The sequence below is a fragment of the Pseudomonas luteola NBRC 103146 genome, from assembly GCF_002091675.1.
Lineage (GTDB): Bacteria > Pseudomonadota > Gammaproteobacteria > Pseudomonadales > Pseudomonadaceae > Chryseomonas > Chryseomonas luteola.
The window spans coordinates 46,267-70,837 of record NZ_BDAE01000018.1 but is presented as its reverse complement, the minus strand read 5'-3'; the positions used below and the strand labels follow the sequence as shown (position 1 = coordinate 70,837).

Sequence of the window (24,571 nt, the reverse complement as noted above, 5' to 3'; positions counted from 1 at the left end):
CATCACGCATATGGAGACAATTCCTGAGGGCTAGCGGCGAACGCTTTCGGTATCATGGCCGGGAGTTTCACCTGCCGAGAGTGTCATGCGCCGCCTGTTATTTCTGCTTTTGCTGATTATCGCCCTGCCCGTCTCTGCCGGCCTGTTTGACGGTAACCGTCCTGCGTCGACTCTTGGCGCTTCAAGTAACGCCAGCGACTTTCTACCTGTTGACCAGGCGTTCCGGCTGGAGCGGCTCGAATCCACTCCTGATAAACAGGTGCTGCGCTTCATTATTGCGGACGGCTATTACCTGTATCGGCATCGCTTTCAATTCAGCACGCAACCTGAAGGCCTGACACAGGATATTGCCTTGCCGGCTGGAGAACCCAAGCATGATGAGTGGTTCGGTGATGTACAGGTTTATCATCATGTAGTGGATATCGAGGTCCCGCTGGCGCAGGCAGGCGTATCCGGACAATTGTCCATTACCTACCAGGGCTGCGCTGACAAAGGTCTGTGCTATCCACCGGAAACCAAGCAGATCGCATTGGGTGATGCCTCTGCCTTACCCGCTACCGTGCCCTCCTCAACGACAGTCGAAACCGCATGGCACTGGCGTGACATGCTCCTGTTTTTCCTGGCAGGCCTGGGATTGACCTTTACCCCTTGCGTACTGCCCATGCTGCCTATCATGTCTTCAGTCCTGCTTCACGGTCGGGACAGAAGCTCTCATACAGCAGGCCGCGGGTTATTTCTTTCTCTAGTGTATGTCGTGCACATGGCAGGGTGCTTTGCCCTCCTGGGCTCGCTGATGGGGCTTTTTGGCGCAAGCCTCAATCTGCAGGCGCGTCTGCAGTCGGCCTGGGTGCTCGTTCCCTTTGCTGCATTCTTCGTAGCCTTTGCACTGGCCATGTTTGGACTGTTCGAGCTTCGCCTGCCCGCCTTTATCCGAAACCCAGTCGACCGCCTGGCCAGTGGCGCGAAGGGCGGCTCCGTACTAGGTGCAGCCACGCTGGGCATTCTTTCCAGCCTGTTGGTATCGCCGTGTGTCTCGGCGCCACTGGCGGGTGCATTGCTCTACATCAGCAGCAGTGGTGATGCGTTAGGCGGTGGACTCAAGCTGTTTGCTCTGGGCTTGGGGATGGGTACTCCACTTATTCTCTTTGCTACAGGTGGTGGAGCTCTCCTACCCAAATCCGGTGTGTGGATGGTGGGTGTACGAAACGCCTTTGGCGTTCTGCTCCTTGGAGTAGCCGTCTGGATGCTGGAACGCCTGCTACCCGGCCCTGTGTCATTGGCACTATGGGGCTTGCTGGCCGGCGGAACCGGGCTGTTCCTTGGAGCCTTGGAGTTGACACCCAAGACTCCCCGTCAAAAGCTGGCTCAGCTTCTGGGACTGGCCTTGCTGGTCTATGCCGTAGCGGCATGGATTGGTGCGCTGCAAGGCCGCTCAGATCCGCTTCGCCCGCTTACAGTGACCTCACCTCCTGCCACCCTGTCTAGCAGTACCAGCGCCTCGAATTGGCAGACGGTCAGTACGCCCGCCGAACTGGATGCTGCCTTGAAGGCCGCAAAAGCTGCGGGGCAGCCCCTTTTGCTCGACTGGTATGCCGACTGGTGCATCAGCTGCAAGGTAATCGAGCGTGAAGTATTCAGCGATCCTGTCATCAAGACCCGACTAGCCGCCTTTCGTCTGATACGCTTCGATATTACGGCCAGCAATGCGCAACAGCGTGCGCTTCTGGATCGTTACCACCTCTTTGGCCCACCTGCGATCCAGTTTTTTGATCGCAAGGGGCAGGAAGCCCAAGACCTGAGGGTCATCGGTGAAATTGGCGCAGATGCATTTGCCACACACCTTGAGCGCGCTCAAGAAACCTTATAACCCCCAATTAGATAAAATTTCGCCCAACGTGCTGGCATTTACAGCAAACATCGGGCGACTGGACAGTCAGCGAGCAATGCGGCATAGTCCGCGGCCATCGCTTTGCCTGTTGAAGGATGTCGTCATGGCTACGCTGCTGGTCCTGCATGGACCCAACCTGAATCTGCTGGGCACCCGCGAGCCGGGCGTCTACGGCGCGGTCACGCTGGATGAAATCAACCAGGATCTCAAGCGTCGCGCGGAAGCGGCCGGACATACACTGGACTATTTCCAGAGCAATGCCGAGCACCAATTGATCGAACGAATCCATGCCGCTCGTCATGAAGGCGTGGATTTTATTGTGATCAATCCTGCTGCCTTCACTCACACCAGCGTTGCGCTACGTGACGCATTGCTGGCTGTGAGCATCCCATTCATCGAGGTGCATCTTTCAAACGTGCACAAGCGAGAACCCTTTCGTCATCATTCCTACTTTTCAGACGTTGCCGTAGGGGTGATCTGCGGTCTCGGTGCCAGCGGTTATCGCATGGCGCTTGACGCTGCAATCGAAATGACAGGCAAGGCACAGAACGCCTAGCCGCTGCATAACCGGGCATTGAATCGACATCTCGATGTGCCCGACAAAAACTTAAACGTAACAGACCTTAGGGGAGTGCCAACGTTAATGGACATTCGTAAAGTCAAGAAGCTGATCGAACTGCTGGAAGAATCCGGAATCGACGAACTGGAGATCCGTGAAGGCGAAGAATCCGTTCGCATCAGCCGTCAGAGTCAGCGTGCTGTACAGACTGCTGTCTACGCTGCTCCGCCCGTCGCTGCCCCGGCTGCTGCACCCGCTCCGGTTGCTGCCCCGGCTGCCGAAGCACCCGCTGCGCAACAACTGACGGGCAATGTAGTTCGCTCGCCCATGGTAGGCACTTTCTATCGCGCCTCCTCTCCTACCTCTGCGCCCTTCGCCGAAGTGGGCCAGGCCGTGAAGAAAGGCGACATCGTCTGCATCGTTGAAGCCATGAAAATGATGAACCACATCGAAGCCGAAACCAGCGGTACCATCGGCGCTGTCCTGGTCGAAAACGGCCAGCCGGTTGAGTTTGACCAGCCGCTGTTCACCATTGTCTGATCGACAGGAGTCCGCGATGCTGGAAAAAGTCCTGATCGCCAACCGCGGGGAAATTGCCCTGCGTGTGGTTCGTGCCTGCAAGGAGTTGGGCATCAAGACGGTGGCCGTACACTCCACCGCTGATCGTGAGTTGATGCACTTGTCCCTGGCCGACGAATCGGTCTGCATCGGCCCCGCCCCGTCTCCTCAGTCTTACCTGAACATCCCGGCCATCATCAGCGCAGCTGAAGTTACCGGCGCCACCGCTATTCACCCTGGCTACGGCTTCCTGGCAGAAAATGCCGACTTTGCCGAGCAGGTCGAGCGCTCCGGCTTTACCTTTGTCGGTCCGACCGCAGACGTGATCCGCCTCATGGGCGACAAGGTCTCCGCGAAGGATGCGATGAAAAAGGCAGGCGTACCCACGGTTCCCGGCTCCGATGGCGCAATGCCAACCGACGAAGCCGAGTGCCTGCGTATTGCACGCGAAGTGGGCTACCCGGTCATCATCAAGGCGGCTGGCGGCGGTGGTGGCCGTGGCATGCGCGTGGTTTACGAAGAGTCCGAGCTGATCAAGTCCATCAGCATGACTCAGACCGAAGCAGGCGCTGCGTTTGGCAACTCTACGGTTTATTTGGAAAAGTTTCTGGGCAACCCGCGTCACGTGGAAGTTCAGGTTCTGTCCGATGGCCAGGGCAATGCTGTTCACCTGTTCGACCGCGACTGCTCGCTGCAACGTCGTCACCAGAAAGTCATTGAAGAAGCACCTGCCCCGCAGATCGACGAAAAGGCACGTGCCGAAGTACTTGCCCGCTGCGTTCAGGCCTGCGTTGAGATCGGTTACCGTGGTGCCGGTACGTTCGAGTTCCTCTATGAGGACGGCCGTTTCTACTTCATCGAAATGAACACGCGCGTTCAGGTGGAGCACCCGGTTACCGAGATGATTACCGGTGTTGACATCGTCAAGGAGATGCTGAGCATCGCTGCTGGCAACAAGCTGTCGATCAAACAGGAAGACATCAAAATCACCGGGCACGCCATCGAGTGCCGGATCAACGCGGAAGACCCCAAGACCTTCATGCCCTCGCCTGGCCTGGTCAAGCACTTCCACGCGCCGGGCGGCAATGGCGTACGAGTCGATTCGCACCTGTACAGCGGTTACAAGGTTCCGCCGAATTACGACTCGCTGATCGCCAAGCTGATCACCTGGGGACGTGACCGTGACGAGGCCATGGCCCGCATGCGTAACGCGCTGGATGAACTGATTGTCGATGGCATCAAAACCAATGCCGACCTGCATCGCATGCTTACACGCGATGAAGCCTTTGGCAAAGGCGGTGTGAACATCCATTATCTGGAGAAGAAGCTAGGCTTGAAACACTGATAGCCTTGCTTAAAGCCCGGGCCGCACATGCGGCCCGTTGCTTTTTAAACTACCCATTTACGTATTTGAAAGGTTTCGCCATGCCGTGGCTGCAAGTCCGACTCGCCATTACCCCTGATCAGGCAGAGCCCTATGAAGACGCCCTGCTCGGCCTGGGTGCTGTTTCCGTGACATTCATGGATGCAGAAGACCAGCCCATTTTCGAGCCGGACCTGGGCACAACGCCTCTTTGGAGCAAGACGCATCTACTGGCCCTGTTCGAGTCAGATATCAATGAGCAGGACCTGGCGAAACACCTGACACTCATTGCAGGTACCGGCGCTGATTTTCATATCGAGCATATCGAGGATCAGGACTGGGAACGCAGCTGGATGGATAACTTCCACCCCATGCGCTTTGGCCAGCGCCTATGGATCGTACCCAGCTGGCATGAAGCGCCCGAGCCGGGTGCAGTCAACCTGCATCTGGATCCCGGGCTTGCTTTCGGTACGGGGACGCACCCCACCACTGCACTGTGCCTCGAATGGCTGGATGGACAGCCACTTGAAGGCTATCAGGTTATCGATTTTGGCTGCGGCTCGGGCATTCTGGCCATCGCGGCACTGCTGCTGGGCGCAACGCGTGCCGTAGGAACGGATATCGACGTACAGGCGCTTGAAGCCTCTCGCGACAATGCCAATCGAAACGGCATTGACCCAGCCCGCTTCCCGGTCTACCTGCCAGCCGACATGCCGGACGAACCGGCTGATGTCGTTGTTGCCAATATCCTGGCCGGCCCGCTTGTAAGCCTCGCGCCACAATTGAGCCGCCTGGTAAAATCGGGCGGCCGACTGGCCTTGTCTGGCATTCTGGCGGAGCAGGCGGAAGAGGTACGCGCCGCTTACAGTGCCGATTTCGAGCTGGACCCTACGGCCGAGCGCGAAGGCTGGATCAGAATTACGGGCATAAAACGCTAAGATGAACGACGCGCGGCAAAAAGTGGCTTCAACGAGCCACTTTTCAGCCTTGAGCGTTAGAGTAAACTAGTCGGCTTTTCCGCAGGACCAGACCAGATCGCCATAATGACTGAAACCTACGTCACTCAATGCCCGCATTGCAGTACTCGCTTTCGAGTCAAGCAGGAGCATTTGGCGATTGCCCAAGGCAACGTGCGTTGCGGCGCCTGCCTTGAAATCTTCGATGCCACTCAGCATCTCGAAGGATTGCCGACACCGCTCAAGCCCGTCATCGAGTCGACAGCCGTCGTCACTCAGCCTGCGCCCCCTATGGCTCAGTCACCTTCGACGCAGCCCCAGTCTATCAGCCATGTTTCAGATGCTGCCGAAGCAGTGCCCAAGCACCCTTCGGACACTCTATTGATCCATGATGACCTAGATCTGGACGGGCTTGACCTGGATGAAGAGCTGGCCAAGCTGGACGCCATGGAGTCGGCGCAACGCCTTCCTCCCCTTCCAACATTTGGGCAGCAGAAACCCGCCTCGAAAACTACACCGGTTTATGATGAAAGCTGGGCTGAGGCCCTGCTGCGCGAGGAAAGTGCAGAATCTGACAACGAGCAGCGCCAGGAACCGACTTTAACGCTCGACACCATCGAGGAAGATCATGCTCATGAAGAGCCCTCGCTAGGGCTACATGCCTCGCATGAGGCAGACGAGCCCGAGCTTGAATCATCCCTGAGGGCTGACGAGAAGGACAATCACGATCAGCCGATCGAAGCGGCCGAACCTCATATGGGCGACACGGCGCCCTCTGACCAGGAAGCCACGCCTGTACGTGCCGAGCCCGCTCTGCGTAACGACACATTGCTCGACCTTCATGACGAGCCATTGCAGCTCGACTGGCAACCGCCGAAGAAGCAGTGGGCCAAGCGGCTCGGCTGGGTGCTGTTGAATCTGGTTGCCCTGTTTGGTCTGTTTGCTCAGTACGTTGGCTTTCATTTCGACGAGCTGGCGCGTCAAGACCAGTATCGTCCCTGGTTTGTTCAGTTCTGCGCGTGGGCGGACTGCAAGGTTCCGTCCAAGGTCGATGTAAAACAGATCCGTAGCAGCAACCTGGTTGTACGCAGTCACCCAGAATTTTCAGGCGCGCTACAGGTCGATGCGATCCTGTATAACCGGGCAACGTTCTCACAGCCCTTCCCGCTTCTGGAACTGCGCTTTGCCGACCTGAATGGGCAGCTCATTGCCAGCCGTCGGTTCAAGCCGTGGGAATACCTGGGCGGCGAATTGAAAGGACAGACCGAGATGCCACCGCAGACACCTATCCATATCTCGCTGGACATTCTTGATCCAGGCAGCCGAGCTGTAAATTACAGCCTCAGCTTTCATTCGCCCGAGTAAAAAACACTCCAATATGGCAAAGGTGTCCGGGCCAGGCTGAACTGTTCAGTTTTTGTTCAATTCAGCCTTTATCCGGACACGGCGAGCGGGTATCATTGCCGACCCTTTTCCAGTACACCCGTACCTCCAAAGCGCCTGCAGTTGCTATTGGATAAGGTAATTTCGGCCAGGGAAACTCATGTCGATGGTACGCATCGGCCCATATACATTGCCCAACCCACTGATCCTCGCGCCAATGGCCGGGGTGACTGATCGCCCATTCCGCCAGCTGTGTCGTCAGCTTGGTGCAGGTCTGGTCGTATCGGAAATGGTAACTAGCGACGTTCGTCTGTATAACAGCCGCAAGTCACGGCTACGCCTGATTCACGACGGCGAGGCCGAGCCGCGTTCGGTACAGATTGCCGGCGGCGATCCAGCCATGCTGGCTGAAGCGGCACAGCGCAATGTCGAGCTGGGTGCACAGATCATCGACATCAATATGGGTTGCCCGGCTAAAAAGGTCTGCAACAAGGCAGCCGGTTCGGCGCTGATGAAAGATGAAGCGCTGGTAGCCGATATCCTGGATGCCGTCGTAGCCGCCGTTGACGTGCCCGTCACGCTCAAGATCCGTACAGGTTGGGACCGTGAACACCGCAATGGCGTGACGATTGCCCGCATTGCAGAGCAGGCCGGTATTGCGGCACTCTCCGTGCACGGACGGACTCGGGCCGATCTGTATACCGGGACAGCGGAATACGACACCATCGCTGAAATCAAGCAGGCGGTTTCCATTCCGATTTTTGCCAACGGTGACATCGACTCACCGGAAAAGGCTCGCTACGTGCTGGACCATACTGGTGCCGATGCCCTGTTGATTGGCCGTGCGGCGCAAGGGAGACCCTGGATCTTCCGAGAGATCGATCATTACCTGCGTACAGGCCAGCATCTGCCGGCACCGACCCTTGGAGAAGTGAAACAGATCCTGCTGGGCCATTTGTCCGAGTTGCATGGTTTCTACGGCCCCGAAATGGGCGTACGGATCGCTCGCAAGCACGTAGGCTGGTATCTTTCAGCTCTTCCTGGCGCCCAGGACTTTCGCGCTCAGTTCAACCGTCTCCAAGATATGGACGCACAACACGCCAGCATTTGCGCCTTTTTCGCGCAGTGCCCATCTGATGGGAAGGAAGTGGCATGACTTCGTTGACCGATAACTCTATGACTGGAATCACGCCTGTGAGCGACAATGCCAATCTGAAGCAGCACCTGACGGCACCGCTGCAGGAAGGCCAGACCCTGCGAGACAGCGTTGAAAAGGCGCTTCGCAACTATTTCGCTCACCTGGACGGCCAGCCGGTTACCGATGTCTACAACATGGTGTTGTGTGAAGTCGAAGCCCCCTTGCTGGAAAGCGTAATGAATTACGTCAAGGGCAATCAGACCAAGGCGTCTGAGATGCTCGGCTTGAATCGCGGCACCCTGCGCAAAAAGCTCAAGCAATACGATCTGCTCTGATTCTCATGATGTCCAGAGCCGGTCGAGCAAGGTCCGGTTCTGGACAGCCCTTCCTCTCGCCTGACCGATGGACTTTGTGATGACAGACCAAACCGCCCGCCTTCCCGTTCGCCGTGCGCTGATCAGCGTCTCCGACAAGACTGGCGTCGTTGATTTTGCCCGAGAGCTTGCAGCATTAGGTGTCGAGATTCTTTCGACTGGCGGCACCTATAAATTGCTGCGCGACAATAATGTCCCGGCAGTGGAGGTGGCGGATTACACCGGCTTTCCAGAAATGATGGACGGTCGCGTCAAGACGCTGCATCCGAAGATTCATGGTGGCATCCTGGGTCGCCGCGGTACGGATGATGGCGTCATGGGTCAACACGGCATCCAGCCGATTGATCTGGTAGCCGTTAACCTCTACCCCTTCGAGGCAACTGTAGCCAAGCCAGACTGCGACCTGCCAACTGCCATCGAGAATATCGATATTGGCGGTCCGACCATGGTTCGCTCAGCCGCGAAAAATCATAAGGACGTTGCTATCGTCGTCAATGCCGGCGATTACGCTCAGGTCATCGAAAGCCTCAAGCATGGCGGCATGACCTACGCACAGCGTTTCGATCTGGCCCTCAAAGCCTTCGAGCATACATCAGCCTATGACGGCATGATCGCCAACTACCTGGGCACGATTGACCAGACGGCCGAAGTATTATCCACCCAGGGCCGCGGCAGCTTTCCCCGTACCTTCAATACCCAGTTCATCAAGGCGCAAGAGATGCGCTACGGCGAAAATCCGCATCAGAGCGCTGCTTTCTATGTAGAAGGCAAGCCCCAGGAGGCGAGTGTCGCCACGGCGACCCAGCTTCAAGGCAAGGAGCTTTCCTTCAATAACGTGGCTGACACCGATGCAGCCCTGGAGTGCGTAAAGAGCTTTGATGCTCCAGCCTGCGTTATCGTCAAACATGCCAATCCCTGTGGCGTTGCGGTAGCCTCCGAAGAGGATGGTGGCATTCGCAAGGCCTATGACCTGGCATATGCCACTGATAGCGAGTCAGCCTTTGGCGGCATCATCGCTTTCAACCGCGAGCTGGATGGCGAAACGGCCAAGGCGATTGTCGAGCGCCAGTTCGTCGAAGTCATCATTGCACCCAAGGTATCAGCTGCCGCTCGCGAGATCATCGCAGCCAAAGCCAATGTTCGACTGCTGGAATGCGGCGAATGGAGCACCGAACGCGTGGGCGGCTGGGACTTCAAGCGAGTAAACGGTGGCCTGCTGGTACAGAGCCGCGACATCGGTATGATCACTCAGGCCGATCTCAAAATCGTTACTCAGCGCGCGCCCAGTGAGCAGGAAATCCAAGACCTGCTGTTCGCCTGGAAAGTCGCCAAATTTGTGAAGTCCAACGCCATCGTTTATGCCAAGCATCGTCAGACCGTAGGCGTAGGAGCTGGCCAGATGAGCCGTGTCAATTCTGCCCGCATCGCTGCCATCAAGGCAGAACATGCCGGACTGGCCGTACAAGGAGCCGTCATGGCATCCGATGCCTTCTTCCCCTTCCGTGACGGCATCGACAATGCTGCCAAGGCCGGCATTACCGCCGTGATTCAACCCGGCGGCTCGATGCGTGACGCGGAAGTCATTGCGGCTGCCGATGAAGCAGGCATGGCCATGGTCTTTACCGGCATGCGTCATTTCCGTCACTAATCAAACCGGCTTTGCCGTATTGTCCGGAGCCTTGATCTGCCACTGCGCAGACGAGAGGCTCCAGACATCTTGCATCACTGCGGGCTCATGCCCTGGCCGGCATGAGCCCTAGAAGGAGCGAACATGAATGTATTGATCATTGGCAGCGGCGGACGAGAACACGCGCTGGCCTGGAAGGCGGCACAGGATCCTCGCGTTGAAAAGGTATTCGTTGCACCGGGTAATGCGGGTACGGCCATCGAAGATAAATGTGAAAACGTCGCTATTGATGTCCTGGCTCTGGAGCAACTGGCGGACTTTGCCGAGAAAAACGTTGCTCTGACAATCGTCGGACCAGAAGCCCCTCTGGTAAAAGGTGTCGTAGACCTATTTCGCTCACGTGGCCTGAAGTGCTTCGGCCCTACGGCAGGCGCTGCCCAGCTGGAAGGATCCAAGGCCTTCACCAAGGATTTCCTGGCCCGCCACCAGATTCCTACAGCGGCATACCAGAACTTTACTGAAATTGAGCCTGCCCTTGCCTACCTGCGTGAAAAGGGCGCACCTATCGTAGTCAAGGCCGACGGCCTTGCTGCAGGCAAGGGTGTGATCGTCGCCATGACGCTTGAAGAAGCTGAGGCTGCCGTACGTGACATGCTGTCAGGCAATGCCTTTGGCGATGCGGGTGCTCGTGTTGTTATCGAGGAGTTCCTGGAGGGCGAAGAAGCCAGCTTTATCGTCATGGTCGACGGCCATAATGTACTGCCCATGGCGACCAGTCAGGATCACAAGCGTGTAGGCGATGCAGACACCGGCCCGAATACCGGCGGCATGGGTGCGTACTCACCCGCTCCGGTGGTCACTACTGATATCCATCAGCGCATCATGGATGAAGTAATCTATCCCACGGTACAGGGTATGGCGGCTGAAGGTCATGTCTATACCGGTTTTCTGTATGCTGGCCTGATGATCGACAAGAGCGGCGCTCCCAAGGTCATCGAGTTCAACTGCCGCTTTGGCGATCCTGAAACGCAGCCGATCATGCTGCGCCTGCAATCCAGTCTGGTAGCACTGGTCGAAGCAGCGCTGGCTGAGCAGCTGGATACGGCTGATGCCCAGTGGGATCCTCGACCCAGCCTGGGTGTCGTGCTGGCAGCAGGCGGCTACCCTGGAGACTACGCCAAGGGAGACGTCATTTCCGGCCTGGAGCAGGCAGTTGCTGCTGACGGCAAGGTCTTTCATGCTGGCACAGCATTGGTACAAGATCAGGTCGTGACCAGCGGTGGCCGCGTCCTGTGCGCCACGGCACTAGGTAACTCCGTGGCTCAGGCACAGCAGAATGCCTATGCCCTAGCCAGACAGATCAACTGGAACGGCTGCTTCTACCGCAACGATATCGGTTATCGTGCAATAGCTCGCGAACGCAGCTAATTACCACTGCCGGACGTCATGAAGATGTCCGGCAGCATTTATCCCTGCTGGTCGGCTCGCTATACTCTGAATTCAACTTACGAAGGGAATTTTCGTGCGCCGGCTCAGGACCGCCATCTGTTTGCTTGCCAGCGTTGTGCTGGCTTTCCTGTATGCCTCGTTTCCTGTGGCTGCCGACGAAATGGCGGCATGGTCACGCCTGGATGATCCAGAGGGTAGCCTGCAGCTGAGCGATGTGCGTGAGCGGCTTTCTGAGTTCAGATCGCTCCCGGGCCAGGAAACCCATCGTCCGGCTGATGAAGGAGCAATCTGGCTCTATACTCGCCTGCCCGCCTCGGATGCCTCACGCGTTCTACGGGCCATTGCACCAAACGTGGCGTATATCGATTTTTATGCCTTGAGTGATGGCAGGACCCTGTCCCTCAATCGAACCGGCATCGCACGCCCCGGTAACTACCGTGAGCAGCCCAGCCGCGACTTTCTGTTTACCCTGCCGAGTACCGCCGGCCCGCTGGACGTTTTTGTCCGCATGGAAAGCCGAAGTCCGATTCGTGCCTTTCTAAAGATTGCGCCCAATGCCGAGATCACCATCGCCTTCCGGCTACTGATGTTCGGCACGCTGCTGGGCTGCCTGTGCATGCTCATGATCTTCAACATGATGCAGCTCTTCTACCGGCGCAGCAGTACCGGTATTGCCCTAACCATTCTGCTCGGCCTGCAGATGGTGGCCGCCTTTAACATCTTCGGCCTGGCCAGCATGATCCTAGTCGAAAAACTGTACCTGACGCCATTGCTGATGGATCTCTCTACCCTAGCAACGATGGCGTGTGCGCTCTACTTTACCAGCGCTTTCTTTAACGGCCAGCAATTGCCATTACGCCTGCAACTGGTGCTTTATGTCGAGTTCATCGCGCTTGTATTGGCGGCCGCGTTCCTGATTCTGACCAAGGACGTATACATCGGCGAGGTGCTTTACAGCCTCATCGGCCTAAGTGTTTTCACCCTTTTCGCCATCAGCGTCAAATACTGGCAACAGGGCTTCAAGCCCGCACGCTGGCTGGCGCTGGCCTATCTGCTGGCCATCATTGCGGGTGGTTTGGCCCTGCCCCGCATGATGGGTTACTGGTCCTCACCAGAATGGCTGGGACGCGCACTGGTCATGGTCAGCGTGATTACCGGCTTTCTGTTTACGGTGGCTGTAGGCGAGCGCCAGCGTTATCTGCTTGAAAAGCACTTCCTGATGAGCCGTGACCAAGCCGCCAACACGGCTGAAATCAAAGGCAAGGCAGACTTCCTGGCACGCATGAGCCACGAAATACGCACCCCTATGAACGGTGTATTGGGCATGACCGAGCTGCTTTTAGGCACCGCTATGTCACCCAAGCAACGGGATTATGTCCAGACCATTCACAGCGCAGGTAATGAGCTGCTTAGCCTGATCAATGAAATTCTGGATATATCAAGGCTCGAGTCTGGCCAGATCGAACTGGAAGATGTCCAATTCGACTTCAATGCGCTGATCGAGGACAGCCTTGATATTTTCAGAGCCAAGGCCGAGCATCGACAGGTTGAACTGATCAGCTTTATCCAGCCCCAGGTGCCGCGCATGATGACGGGTGACCCGACGCGTCTGCGCCAGGTGTTGCTAAGCCTGCTGGATAATGCCTTCCAGCGGACTGAAATAGGCGAGATCCTGCTGGTGGTGGCTCTGGAAGGCCAAGGAACGCCAAACCCTCGCCTGCGTATCGCCGTTCAGGACAGCGGTACGCCCCTGGAGCCTGAGGCCCGTAACCGCCTGGTTTCCAGCACGTTGGACAGCCGGGAGTTTCTGGCAGCTGGTGTATCGGGTGCCCATCGGGGTCTTGCCATCACGCAGCGCCTGATCATGCTGATGAAGGGTGAGCTGGGTATCGAAAGCGGCGCTGAAACTGGCTCGACCGTCTGGCTTACCCTTCCCGTTCCACAAGGCCTTCTGGATAATCCCGGCGCTGATCTCGACCGTCCCCTGCATGGCGTCCGCCTGCTGGTGGTCGACGATAACGAAACCTGCCGCAAGGTTCTCCAGCTGCAATGCGGTGCCTGGGGCATGAACGTCACCCTGGCGGCTTCCGGGCGGGAGGCCCTGGCACTCCTGCGTACCAAGGCGAACCTGCAAGAATATTTCGATGTTGTGCTGCTGGATCAGGAGATGCCAGGCATGACCGGCATGCAACTGGCCGCACGGATCAACGAAGATCCCAACCTGAGCCATGATCTGCTACTGATCATGCTGACCGGTATCACTAACGCGCCCAGCAAGATTATTGCACGCAACGCGGGTATCAAGCGTGTCCTGACCAAGCCTGTAGCAGGCTACACGCTGAAGGCCACACTGGCCGATGAACTCTCCCGACGCAGCCAGCCGCTGGGCGAGACGCCTCGAGAGACCCAGTCGGCGCCTCTGCCAAACGACCTCAAGGTTCTGGTTGCCGAGGACAACATCATCTCAACCAAAGTTATTCGCGGCATGTTGAAAAAGATCAACATCGAGCCGGATACAGCCACAAATGGCCTTGAAGCCCTGGCAGCCATGCAACAGACCCAGTATGACCTCGTATTGATGGACTGCGAGATGCCGGAAATGGACGGCTTTACGGCAACCGAACGCATGCGTGCGTGGGAGGCGCGCGAGAACCGCCCACGAACACCCATTGTGGCGCTGACGGCGCATATCCTTTCCGAACACAAGGAGCGCGCCCAGGAAGCCGGAATGGATGGTCATATGGCCAAGCCTGTGGAGTTGTCTCAATTGCGTGACCTTGTGCAGTTCTGGGCTGGCGAACGTGAGCGAGGCGAAACAAAGAAGTAAGGTGGCAGCTACGTGACTTCTTCACCATGTAGCTGCCTGACTCGTCCAATAGGCTGCTTATAATTTATTCAAATAACGGCCCAAGCCAGGCGCCCCAAAAAAGGGCCGCCTGGTTTTTCGTATTTATCCAGAGCACCAAAAGAAGGCACCACGTCTACTACGCCGCCAGCGTTTGAGTATGAGAGCTTAGTCAAATCAAAGGCTGTGGCAGTTTGGCATGGATAGTGAAATGCATCGATTAAAGCCGAAAAGGCTTACCCACAATCGAGCACGATCATCCAGGAGCCATGCATGAAGCGCCGTCCCCTACTCAAGACAACGTTGGCCGCTAGCGCCCTGCTGTTCAGCGGACTTTTCCCTTTCAGCGCTGCGCACGCCGCCGACACCATTAAGGTCGGTATTCTGCACTCCCTGTCCGGCACCATGGCGATCTCCGAAACATCGCTCAAAGACATGGCGCTGATGACCATCGATGAAATCAATGCCAAGGGCGGCGTAAACGGTAAAAAGCTTGAGCCGGTGGTGGTTGACCCTGCTTCCAACTGGCCATTGTTTGCAGAAAAAGCACGCCAACTACTGACTCAGGACAAGGTAGCCGTGGTATTCGGCTGCTGGACCTCCGTCTCTCGCAAATCCGTATTACCGGTTTTTGAAGAGCTGAACGGCATGTTGTTCTACCCCGTTCAGTATGAGGGCGAGGAAATGTCGCCCAACGTGTTCTATACCGGCGCAGCGCCCAATCAGCAGGCCATTCCGGCAGTGGAATACCTGATGAGCGAGGATGGTGGTGCCGCCAAGCGCTTTTTCCTGCTGGGCACCGATTACGTCTATCCTCGTACCACGAACAAGATCCTCCGCGCCTTCCTGCATAGCAAGGGCGTAGACGACAAAAATATCGAAGAGGTCTATACCCCCTTTGGTCATAGTGACTATCAGACCATCGTTGCCAATATCAAAAAATTCTCTGCCGGCGGCAAGACCGCTGTGGTCTCGACCATCAACGGCGATTCCAACGTGCCCTTTTACAAGGAACTGGCCAACCAGGGGTTGAAGGCAACAGACGTACCGGTAGTGGCTTTCTCGGTGGGTGAGGAAGAGCTGCGTGGTATTGATACGGCGCCACTGGTCGGTCATCTGGCAGCCTGGAACTACTTTCAGTCCGTCGAAAATCCGGTCAACGAGAAATTCGTATCCGACTGGAAGGCCTATGCCAAGGCCCATAACCTTCCCAACGCCGCTACAGCTGTCACCAATGACCCGATGGAAGCGACCTACGTAGGTATCCACATGTGGGCGCAGGCCGTCGAGAAGGCCAAATCGACCGATGTGGACAAGGTCCGTGATGCGCTGGCTGATCAGAGCTTCCAGGCTCCCTCCGGCTACACCCTGACCATGGACAAGACCAATCATCACCTCCATAAGCCGGTCATGATCGGCGAGATCCAGGATGACGGTCAGTTCAGTGTGGTCTGGCAGACCGAAGGTCCCATCCGCGCACAGCCCTGGAGCCCTTATATCACCGGCAATGACAAGAAGCCGGATCATCCAGTCAAGGGTACGTTTTAACGCATGAGTTGATAACGCGTCGCGGGCATTGGGGAGCCTTTCGCTTGCCAGTGTCTGCTTCGCCACGAAGCGCCCGAGGGTGCAGCCCCTGCACACACGAGAGAAAACATGCGCCTGGTTTCCTTTTTATTGACTGCCTTGCTGCTGAGCGCTACCGGCTTGGCCTGCGCCGGCCCGGCCAGTGACTTCGCCGCCGCCAGCAGCGCCGAACAGATCAAGCTACTACAAGCCTGGTCGGCTGAGCCCAGCCCTGACCGCTTACCTTTTCTACAAGCCCTGCAGGACAACACCGTAGTCATCGACGATGAAAAGCACGTGTTCTACAAGGGCGGCAATACACTGCATGCCGCAGAAGGTGACTCTACAGTAGCGCCTGTCGGCACGCCGAAAAGCTTCCGCTTGAACAACCGGCTCCGGGTCTTGATCAGCAATGCCCTGGCGAGCCACCAGCTCCTGTCCGACGATGCTTCGGCACGTCTGCACGCCGCACAGGCATTACGGCAGGAAGCCAAGCCAGAACAGCGTACGCTGCTCGAACAGCGCCTGCATATCGAGGCAGATGAAGACGTCAAACAGGCGTTGAGCCTTACCCTAGCCAACCTACAGTTGACCGATCCTGATCCTGCCGTGCGTTTGGCTGCGGTGCGCCTGCTGGGCGACACCGGTGAGCCCCAGGCACGCACGCGCCTGCAGGCGCTGACCAATCCCGCCAACGAGACCGACGCCCATGTACGCAAGGCCGCAGCAACCAGTCAGAAACAGGTGGAACGTCGCCTCCTGATCGGTGATCTGCTTGGACAGGCCTTTACCGGCCTTTCCCTAGGCTCGATTCTGCTATTGGCAGCCTTGGGCCTTGCCATCACGTACGGCCTGCTGGGTGTGATCAATATGGCCCATGGCGAGATGCTGATGCTAGGCGCCTACTCCACGTACGTGGTTCAACTGCTGTTCCAGCGTCTGGCGCCCGATTGGCTCGCGTTTTATCCACTGCTGGCTCTGCCTGTGGCATTTCTTATCACGGCGGTCATTGGCATGGCACTGGAACGTACCGTGATCCGCCATCTGTACGGCCGCCCGCTTGAAACCCTGCTGGCAACCTGGGGCATCAGCCTGATGCTGATCCAGCTGGTGCGCGTCGTGTTCGGGGCCCAAAACGTGGAAGTGGCAAATCCGGCATGGCTCTCGGGCGGCATCCAGGTCTTGCCGAATCTGCTGCTGCCATATAACCGGCTGATCATCATTGGTTTTGTAATTGCGGTTCTGGTTCTCACCTGGAGTCTGCTCAATATGACCCGGCTAGGCTTGAATATCCGCGCCGTGACGCAGAACCGCAACATGGCAGCCTGCTGCGGCGTGCCGACCGGGCGCATCGACATGCTGGCGTTTGGCCTGGGCTCGGGTATTGCCGGCCTGGGTGGCGTGGCGCTGTCGCAGGTTGGCAACGTCGGACCTGACCTGGGTCAGGGCTACATCATCGACTCCTTTCTGGTCGTGGTGCTTGGCGGGGTTGGCCAGCTGGCTGGAAGCGTCATGGCTGCGTTCGGCCTGGGCATTGCCAACAAGATTCTCGAACCACAGATCGGCGCAGTACTGGGCAAGATTTTAATCCTTGCGCTGATCATCCTGTTTATCCAGAAGCGCCCGCAAGGACTCTTCGCTCTCAAAGGGAGGGTTATCGATTGAACCAGCCCCTGACCATTACGCTTGTGCAAAAAGCCGGCCCGCGCTGGACCCTGGCCCTTGGCGGATTAGCCCTGGTTGGCCTGCTCGCCTTGCCGCTTCTCTCCTTGCTACCGGCCGACAACCCATTACAGGTGTCGGCTTATACCCTGACACTGGTAGGCAAGATTCTCTGCTATGCCATCGTGGCGCTTGCCCTGGACCTGGTCTGGGGATACGCCGGACTGCTGTCGCTCGGCCACGGCCTGTTCTTCGCCCTGGGCGGCTACGCGATGGGCATGTACCTGGTACGCCAGTCTGCCGGAGAAGGCGTCCCGGCCTTCATGTCGTTTCTGTCCTGGACGGAAATCCCTTGGTTCTGGGCGGGTACGCAGCACTTCCTGTGGGCGCTGTGCTTGGTCGTGCTTGCGCCGGGCGTCCTTGCCTTTGTATTCGGCTTTTTTGCCTTCCGCTCACGCATTAAAGGCGTGTACTTCTCGATCATGACGCAGGCGCTAACCTTTGCCGGCATGCTGTTGTTCTTTCGCAACGAGACTGGTTTTGGAGGCAATAACGGATTTACCGGCTTTACTACCCTGCTCGGCTTCCCGATCGCCTCACCGGGCATGCGTGCCATGCTTTTCCTGCTGACAGTCGCCCTGCTTGTAGGCAGTCTGCTCCTGGGCTGGCAACTCGCGCGCAGTAAATTCGGCCGCATTCTTACCGCCATCCGCGATGCGGAGAACCGCGTCATGTTCTGCGGCTACGATCCACGCGGCTTCAAACTGTTCGTCTGGACGCTGTCGGCTGTGCTTTGTGGTCTGGCGGGTGCGCTGTACGTACCTCAGGTGGGCATCATCAACCCGAGCGAAATGGCTCCGACCAATTCCATCGAGGCTGCCATCTGGGTGGCACTGGGCGGCCGCGGTACGCTGATTGGCCCGATCATTGGTGCGGGCATCGTCAATGGCGCCAAGAGCTGGTTCACCGTTGCCTTTCCCGAGTACTGGCAATTCTTTCTGGGCCTGCTGTTCATCGTAGTAACCCTCTATCTTCCCAAAGGCGTGATCGGACTGATCCGTAAGGATAAAGACCTATGAAAGCCGCTCCTGTACCTGAGCTGCTCGATGCCTCCCTAGGCAGCGAATCGAGCGGGCTGGGCCACCGTGTTACAGGCGGTCTCGATACCCGCCACGGCACGATTCTTACGCTAGAGGATATCAGTGTCAGCTTCGATGGATTCAAGGCGCTAAATGACCTGACGCTTTACATCGGCGTGGGAGAACTGCGCTGCATTATCGGGCCCAATGGTGCCGGCAAGACGACCCTGATGGACGTCATTACCGGCAAGACCCGCCCCGATACTGGCAAGGCCTACTTTGGCGAAACCCTGGACCTGACACAGATGAGCGAGGTGCAAATCGCTCAGGCAGGCATCGGTCGGAAGTTTCAGAAGCCAACGGTATTCGAAGCGCTTACCGTGTATGAAAACTTGGAGTTGGCACAAAAGGCCGACAAGTCTGTCTGGGCCAGCTTGCGAGCAACGCTTAGTGGTGAGCATAAGGAGCGACTCGAGGACATCCTGACCACGATCCGCCTGAGCGAATCGCGTCATCGACCGGCCGGGTTGCTCTCCCATGGACAGAAACAATTCCTGGAAATCGGCATGCTACTGACGCAGGAGCCCCAGTTACTCCTGCTGGACGAACCGGTAGCCGGCATGACAGATGCCGAAACCGAGTTTACGGCGGAACTGTTCAAGTCGCTGGCCCGCAAGCATTCGCTCATGGTGGTGGAGCATGACATGGGCTTTGTCGACACCATCGCTGACCATGTCACCGTGCTGCACCAAGGGCGTGTTCTGGCAGAGGGCTCGCTTGCCGAAGTACAGGCCAATGAGCAGGTCATCGAGGTGTATCTAGGTCGATGAAAGCGCCCCGTAGCGTGGATCAAGCCCAGCAATGCTGTGCAGCTGGCAATTGATGAGTAGGTAATCGCCCCTCTCGCTCATGCGTCCATAAGGAACAACGATGCTTCAGGTTAACGAACTTCATCAGTATTACGGTGGTAGCCACATCCTGCGCGGTCTGTCCTTTGAGGCAAGAATTGGCGAAATCACGTGTCTGCTGGGCCGAAACGGCGTTGGCAAGACGACGCTGCTCAAGTGCCTGATGGGTCTTATACCCTCGAAACAGGGAAGTATGATCTGGGAAGATAAAGCAATTACCGCGCTCAAGCCGCACCAGCGGGTACACGCCGGTATTGCCTATGTACCGCAGGGCCGTGAGATCTTTCCCCGACTGACCGTAGAGGAAAATCTGCTGATGGGCCTGTCTCGCTTTCCGGCCGGACAAGCCAAGGAAGTCCCTGATTTTATCTATGAGCTGTTCCCTGTTCTCAAGCAGATGAAGCATCGTCGAGGGGGAGACCTCTCTGGTGGTCAGCAGCAACAGCTCGCCATTGGCCGCGCCCTGGCCAGTCAGCCTCGCCTGCTGATTCTTGATGAGCCCACCGAAGGGATTCAGCCGTCCGTTATCAAGGAGATCGGTACGGTCATCAAGCGGCTGGCGGCCAGAGGCGATATGGCCATTTTACTGGTGGAGCAATTCTATGATTTTGCCGCCGAATTGGCCGATCACTATCTTGTGATGTCTCGTGGGGAAATCATCCAGCGCGGCCAGGGTACACAGATGGAGGCCGACGGCGTACGCGGTCTGGTCGCCATTTGAAAACCGCTTGCCAGAGCACCCACGCGGCATGCCATGATCCCGTCAGTTCAGCGTAATGATGCTGACGGTAAACCAAAACAGATAAGAACCGATGAACGCACCAATTACATCCGCCCTGTTTACCCCTGCCTGGCAGGCCGAGCTGGAGCTGGCCTATGCGCGCCAAGATGACTGGACGCGTCCAGTCATGCGGCGGCATGCCGGTCCACTGCGGGTGCAGAAGCATTTGCACGCGGAGGGGCCGGAGGTGTGCCAGCACATCATTGTTCACCCACCTGGTGGTATTGCCGGCGGAGATCGCCTGGCAATCAATGCTCGTGTCGGTGAGCAGGCCTGGGCGCAACTGACCAGTCCGGGTGCCGCCAAGTGGTATCGCGCGACAGGCCCGGCTCATCAGTGTCTCACACTCGCCGTCGAGCCCGGCGCCACGCTGGAGTGGCTACCTCAAGAAACCATTGTCTTCTCGGGTGCGCAGGCCGAGCTGGCTACCCGTATCAATCTTGAAGGTGACGCCCGCCTTTTTTACTGGGACATGGTTGCCCTGGGTCGCCCCGCCAGCCAAGAGCGCTTTGCTACAGGACACTTCCAGTCTCATCTGGATATCTACCACGACGGCCATCCGCTATGGCATGAGCGTCAGCGGATTGCCGGAGGCGACCGTTTACTGGAGTCGCCTATTGGACTCGCCGGATATCCTGTCTTCGCCACGCTGATCGTGACCGGCGATATTGACGAGCCCCTGCTACAGGCCTGCCGCGCCCTGCCGTGCCAGGGCCGTGGCGATCTCTCACAACTCCCTGGCCTGCTGGTAGCTCGTTGTCTTGCCCATGAGGCGTTGGCGGCACGTGCCTGGCTGATCGAACTCTGGACGCTGTTACGCCCTGCCCTGCTGGGCCGCCGCGCCGCCCCTCCCCGCATCTGGAGCACCTGATGGATTTGACACCTCGCGAAAAAGACAAGCTATTGATTTTCACTGCCGGTCTTGTGGCTGAACGGCGTCTGGCCAGAGGCCTCAAGCTCAATTATCCCGAGGCCATGGCTTTCATATCGGCCGCCCTGCTCGAAGGCGCCCGGGACGGCCAGACGGTAGCCGAGCTGATGCACTACGGCACCACGCTGCTTACCCGCGAACAGGTCATGGAAGGGGTTCCGGAAATGATTCCAGACATCCAGGTGGAAGCTACCTTTCCTGACGGGACCAAGCTTGTAACCGTACACCAACCGATTGCCTGAGGCTGTTATGACGTGCTCTATCGCTCCTGCCCACGAATCCGATCTGCCTGGCATTCTGGCCATCTACAACGACGCCGTGGAAAACACCACGGCGATCTGGAACGAGACCCTGGTCGATCTAGCCAACCGCCGTACCTGGCTGGCAGACCGTACGGCTCAGGGGTTTCCCGTACTGGTTGCCCGTGATGCTGCCGGTGAGGTAGTCGGCTATGCCAGTTATGGCACCTGGCGAACCATTGAGGGTTTCCGTCATACCGTCGAGCATTCGGTATACGTTCGCAGCGATCAACGGGGTCAGGGCATCGGCCCCATGCTGATGAAGGCCCTGATCGAATATGCCCGCAACGCCAATCTACACATGATGGTGGCGGCTATAGAGAGCGGCAATACCGCGTCGATCCGCCTGCATGAGCGACTGGGTTTCGTAACGACCGGCCAGATGCCGGAAGTGGGCCGCAAGTTCGATCGGTGGCTGGACCTTACATTCATGCAACTCAAACTGGAGTCCCATCATGGTTGACGTCACCCTTGAACGCGTCGGTGCAGAGGCATTTCAACATTACAGGCGGGGCTTAGGCGACCTTTTGCGTGACTGTGTTGCAGGCGGCGCCTCGATCGGGTTTCTGGCTGATCTGAGCGATGCCGAAGTTGACGCATATCTGGATAACGTTCAACAGGACATCGCAGATGGCGGCCTTCATCTCTGGGTTGCGCTGTTAGGTGACCGGACGGTGGCCGGTAGCGTGCAACTGGCGCCAGCGACCAAACGCAATGGCCTCAAGCGCGCCGAAGTACAAAAGTTGATGGTACTACGTGGCGCTCGGCGGCACGGCATCGCACATCGGCTGATGATCACGCTGGAAAGCGCTGCATTGGACATGGGGCGCACCCTGCTCTACCTCGATACGCTGGCGGGTTCAGGCGCCGAACAGCTCTATCAATACCTAGGATATCAGCGTGTCGGGGAAATCCCGGATTATGCCGCGAACCCCGACGGTACCTATCACCCGACCGCCCTTTACTACAAGCAGCTCAGGAGCCTCTCATGACCCCTGGCGAATACCAGATCAAAGACGGCGATATAGAACTCAATGCCGGTCGTCGAACCTTGAGCCTGACGGTAGCCAACACGGGGGATCGCCCTGTCCAGGTCGGCTCTCACTATCACTTCTTCGAAACCAACGATGCCCTCGCCTTTGACCGTGAGCAGGCCCGTGGCATGCGCCTGAACATTCCGGCGGGTACGGCAGTACGCTTCGAGCCGGGTCAGTCACGCGATATAGAGCTGGTGGAGCTGGCAGGCGACCGTATCGTGTATGGCTTTGCTGGCCGTGTGATGGGCCATTTATAACGCGCAGCTCCGATGCAATGAATATCAGTCTTGATGATGGGTATTGCTTCGCACCTTCCATCCCATTGCCAGGATGGTCAAGGCGCGCCGCCTGAAGGCAGTAATACCCCCTACCAACCCACACCCGAAACACAGAACGGGACCGGCGCTGCGCCACCCTTCCCTACACGATCAGGATGAGTGATATGAAGATTTCACGCCAAGCCTATGCCGACATGTTCGGTCCCACTACGGGCGACAAGGTGCGTCTGGCGGATACGGACCTGTGGATTGAGGTCGAGCATGATCACACCGTTTATGGTGAAGAGGTCAAGTTCGGGGGCGGCAAGGTGATTCGTGACGGCATGGGCCAAAGTCAGCGCTGCGCAGCCGACGTGGCCGACACGGTCATCACCAATGCGCTGATCCTGGACCATTGGGGGATTGTGAAAGCGGACGTCGGCCTCAAGAATGGCCGTATTGCAGCCATCGGCAAGGCAGGCAACCCGGACATCCAGCCGGGAGTAACGATTGCTATTGGTGGCGCAACAGAGGTCATCGCCGGGGAAGGCATGATCCTCACAGCAGGCGGCATCGATAGTCACATTCACTTCATCTGTCCGCAGCAGATCGAAGAGGCCCTCATGAGTGGTGTGACTACCATGATCGGCGGAGGCACAGGCCCAGCGACAGGCACCAATGCGACTACCGTAACGCCCGGCCCCTGGCATATGGCGCGCATGCTCCAGGCCGCAGATGCCTTCCCGATGAACATCGGTTTTACCGGCAAAGGCAATGTGAGCGTCCCCGAACCGCTAATAGAGCAGATCAAGGCTGGTGCTATTGGCCTTAAGTTGCATGAGGACTGGGGCACGACACCGGCAGCTATCGACAACTGCCTTGCAGTGGCTGACCAGTACGATATCCAGGTTGCAATCCATACCGATACGCTGAATGAGTCTGGCTTTGTCGAGACAACCCTGGGCGCATTCAAAGACCGCACCATTCACACTTATCACACCGAAGGTGCAGGGGGTGGACACGCGCCGGATATCATCAAGGCCTGCGGTTTCCCCAATGTACTGCCCAGCTCTACCAATCCAACCCGGCCGTTTACCAAGAACACCATTGATGAGCACCTGGACATGCTTATGGTCTGCCATCATCTCGACCCAAGCATCGCGGAAGACGTAGCCTTCGCCGAGAGCCGTATCCGCCGTGAGACCATTGCTGCCGAGGATATCCTCCATGACCTGGGCGCGTTTTCAATGATCAGCTCTGACAGCCAGGCCATGGGCCGGGTAGGCGAGGTCATAACCCGTACCTGGCAGACGGCAGACAAAATGAAGAAGCAACGCGGCTCTTTGCCCGAGGACGGTCCCGGCCATGACAACTTTCGCGCAAAACGCTATATCGCCAAATACACTATTAACCCGGCCATTACCCATGGAGTCAGCCATGAGGTAGGCTCTATTGAAGTGGGTAAATGGGCAGATCTGGTCTTGTGGCGCCCGGCCTTCTTTGGCGTGAAACCCTCATTGATCCTAAAAGGCGGTGCCATTGCGGCGAGCCTCATGGGCGACGCCAACGCGTCCATCCCTACTCCACAACCGGTTCACTATCGACCTATGTTCGCAAGCTACGCCGGTTCGCGTCATGCCACGAGCCTGACCTTTATCAGTCAGGCGGCCTTTGACGCAGGTGTGCCTGCCCAGTTAGGCCTCAAGAAGCAAATTGGCGTCGTAAAGGGCTGCCGTACGGTGAAGAAAACCGACCTGATCCATAACGGCTATTTACCCACCATCGAAGTCGATCCGCAGAATTATCAAGTCAAAGCGGATGGACAGCTGTTGTGGTGCGAGCCGGCAGAAGTATTGCCCATGGCACAGCGGTATTTCCTGTTTTGATCAAGGTCTTGCGGAAGGCCCAAGG

22 protein-coding genes are annotated in these 24,571 nt (G+C 57.6%); all 22 read left to right on the top strand.

Annotated elements, in window-relative coordinates:
* Positions 1-85 precede the first annotated feature (85 nt).
* The 22 genes from PLU01S_RS17985 to ureC all read left to right on the top strand — a co-directional run bounded on the left by PLU01S_RS17985 (position 86) and on the right by ureC (position 24,546).
* Positions 86-1,867 carry a protein-disulfide reductase DsbD gene (locus PLU01S_RS17985; RefSeq protein WP_074824972.1) on the top strand — a complete coding sequence of 594 codons (1,782 nt, stop codon included), beginning with the start codon at positions 86-88 and terminating at the stop codon, positions 1,865-1,867.
* 124 nt (positions 1,868-1,991) lie between these two features.
* Positions 1,992-2,444: a type II 3-dehydroquinate dehydratase gene (aroQ, locus tag PLU01S_RS17980; protein ID WP_019364328.1), complete on the top strand. Its 453-nt coding sequence runs from the start codon at positions 1,992-1,994 to the stop codon at positions 2,442-2,444.
* Positions 2,445-2,531: 87 nt separating this feature from the next.
* Positions 2,532-2,987, top strand: a complete 456-nt coding sequence (gene accB / locus PLU01S_RS17975) for an acetyl-CoA carboxylase biotin carboxyl carrier protein (RefSeq protein WP_010795424.1) — start codon at positions 2,532-2,534, stop codon at positions 2,985-2,987.
* Positions 2,988-3,003: 16 nt separating this feature from the next.
* Positions 3,004-4,350 (top strand): acetyl-CoA carboxylase biotin carboxylase subunit, encoded by a 1,347-nt coding sequence (gene accC, locus PLU01S_RS17970; protein ID WP_019364327.1) that lies wholly within the window; start codon positions 3,004-3,006, stop codon positions 4,348-4,350.
* Between the two features lie 80 nt (positions 4,351-4,430).
* Complete coding sequence (gene prmA, locus PLU01S_RS17965; RefSeq protein WP_074824975.1) at positions 4,431-5,306, top strand: 50S ribosomal protein L11 methyltransferase; 876 nt, start codon at positions 4,431-4,433, stop codon at positions 5,304-5,306.
* 105 nt (positions 5,307-5,411) lie between these two features.
* Positions 5,412-6,689 (top strand): DUF3426 domain-containing protein, encoded by a 1,278-nt coding sequence (locus tag PLU01S_RS17960; protein ID WP_074824977.1) that lies wholly within the window; start codon positions 5,412-5,414, stop codon positions 6,687-6,689.
* A gap of 178 nt (positions 6,690-6,867) precedes the next feature.
* A complete protein-coding gene (dusB, locus tag PLU01S_RS17955) occupies positions 6,868-7,863 on the top strand; it encodes a tRNA dihydrouridine synthase DusB (protein WP_139208750.1) in 996 nt (331 codons plus the stop codon).
* The gene (gene fis / locus PLU01S_RS17950; protein ID WP_010795429.1) at positions 7,860-8,180 is read left to right on the top strand and encodes a DNA-binding transcriptional regulator Fis; all 321 of its coding nucleotides are present in this window, start codon (positions 7,860-7,862) and stop codon (positions 8,178-8,180) included. Before dusB ends, fis begins: the two co-directional genes overlap by 4 nt.
* A gap of 79 nt (positions 8,181-8,259) precedes the next feature.
* A complete protein-coding gene (purH, locus tag PLU01S_RS17945) occupies positions 8,260-9,867 on the top strand; it encodes a bifunctional phosphoribosylaminoimidazolecarboxamide formyltransferase/IMP cyclohydrolase (protein ID WP_074824982.1) in 1,608 nt (535 codons plus the stop codon).
* Positions 9,868-9,990: 123 nt separating this feature from the next.
* The gene (gene purD, locus PLU01S_RS17940; RefSeq protein ID WP_074824986.1) at positions 9,991-11,274 is read left to right on the top strand and encodes a phosphoribosylamine--glycine ligase; all 1,284 of its coding nucleotides are present in this window, start codon (positions 9,991-9,993) and stop codon (positions 11,272-11,274) included.
* Between the two features lie 94 nt (positions 11,275-11,368).
* Positions 11,369-14,122, top strand: a complete 2,754-nt coding sequence (locus PLU01S_RS17935) for a hybrid sensor histidine kinase/response regulator (protein WP_074824991.1) — start codon at positions 11,369-11,371, stop codon at positions 14,120-14,122.
* Positions 14,123-14,413: 291 nt separating this feature from the next.
* Positions 14,414-15,688, top strand: coding sequence for an urea ABC transporter substrate-binding protein (gene urtA, locus PLU01S_RS17930; protein WP_074824994.1), 1,275 nt, complete (start codon positions 14,414-14,416; stop codon positions 15,686-15,688).
* A 108-nt stretch (positions 15,689-15,796) separates the two neighbouring features.
* Entirely contained in the window at positions 15,797-17,371 is a 1,575-nt protein-coding gene (gene urtB / locus PLU01S_RS17925) for an urea ABC transporter permease subunit UrtB (RefSeq protein WP_074824997.1), read from the top strand.
* Entirely contained in the window at positions 17,368-18,447 is a 1,080-nt protein-coding gene (gene urtC / locus PLU01S_RS17920) for an urea ABC transporter permease subunit UrtC (RefSeq protein WP_074824998.1), read from the top strand. Before urtB ends, urtC begins: the two co-directional genes overlap by 4 nt.
* Positions 18,444-19,277, top strand: a complete 834-nt coding sequence (gene urtD / locus PLU01S_RS17915; protein ID WP_074825000.1) for an urea ABC transporter ATP-binding protein UrtD — start codon at positions 18,444-18,446, stop codon at positions 19,275-19,277. The genes urtC and urtD overlap by 4 nt, the downstream gene beginning before the upstream one ends.
* A gap of 100 nt (positions 19,278-19,377) precedes the next feature.
* Positions 19,378-20,076 (top strand): urea ABC transporter ATP-binding subunit UrtE, encoded by a 699-nt coding sequence (urtE, locus tag PLU01S_RS17910; protein ID WP_074825003.1) that lies wholly within the window; start codon positions 19,378-19,380, stop codon positions 20,074-20,076.
* A gap of 91 nt (positions 20,077-20,167) precedes the next feature.
* Positions 20,168-21,007 (top strand): urease accessory protein UreD, encoded by an 840-nt coding sequence (locus tag PLU01S_RS17905; protein WP_074825005.1) that lies wholly within the window; start codon positions 20,168-20,170, stop codon positions 21,005-21,007.
* A complete protein-coding gene (locus PLU01S_RS17900; RefSeq protein WP_010795439.1) occupies positions 21,007-21,309 on the top strand; it encodes an urease subunit gamma in 303 nt (100 codons plus the stop codon). The genes PLU01S_RS17905 and PLU01S_RS17900 overlap by 1 nt, the downstream gene beginning before the upstream one ends.
* Positions 21,310-21,316: 7 nt before the next feature.
* Positions 21,317-21,829, top strand: a complete 513-nt coding sequence (locus PLU01S_RS17895; protein ID WP_010795440.1) for a GNAT family N-acetyltransferase — start codon at positions 21,317-21,319, stop codon at positions 21,827-21,829.
* Entirely contained in the window at positions 21,822-22,358 is a 537-nt protein-coding gene (locus PLU01S_RS17890) for a GNAT family N-acetyltransferase (RefSeq protein WP_074825009.1), read from the top strand. The genes PLU01S_RS17895 and PLU01S_RS17890 overlap by 8 nt, the downstream gene beginning before the upstream one ends.
* Complete coding sequence (locus tag PLU01S_RS17885; protein WP_074825012.1) at positions 22,355-22,660, top strand: urease subunit beta; 306 nt, start codon at positions 22,355-22,357, stop codon at positions 22,658-22,660. The genes PLU01S_RS17890 and PLU01S_RS17885 overlap by 4 nt, the downstream gene beginning before the upstream one ends.
* A gap of 185 nt (positions 22,661-22,845) precedes the next feature.
* On the top strand, positions 22,846-24,546 hold the full coding sequence (gene ureC / locus PLU01S_RS17880) for an urease subunit alpha (protein ID WP_074825015.1): 1,701 nt from the start codon (positions 22,846-22,848) through the stop codon (positions 24,544-24,546).
* Positions 24,547-24,571: the final 25 nt, after the last annotated feature.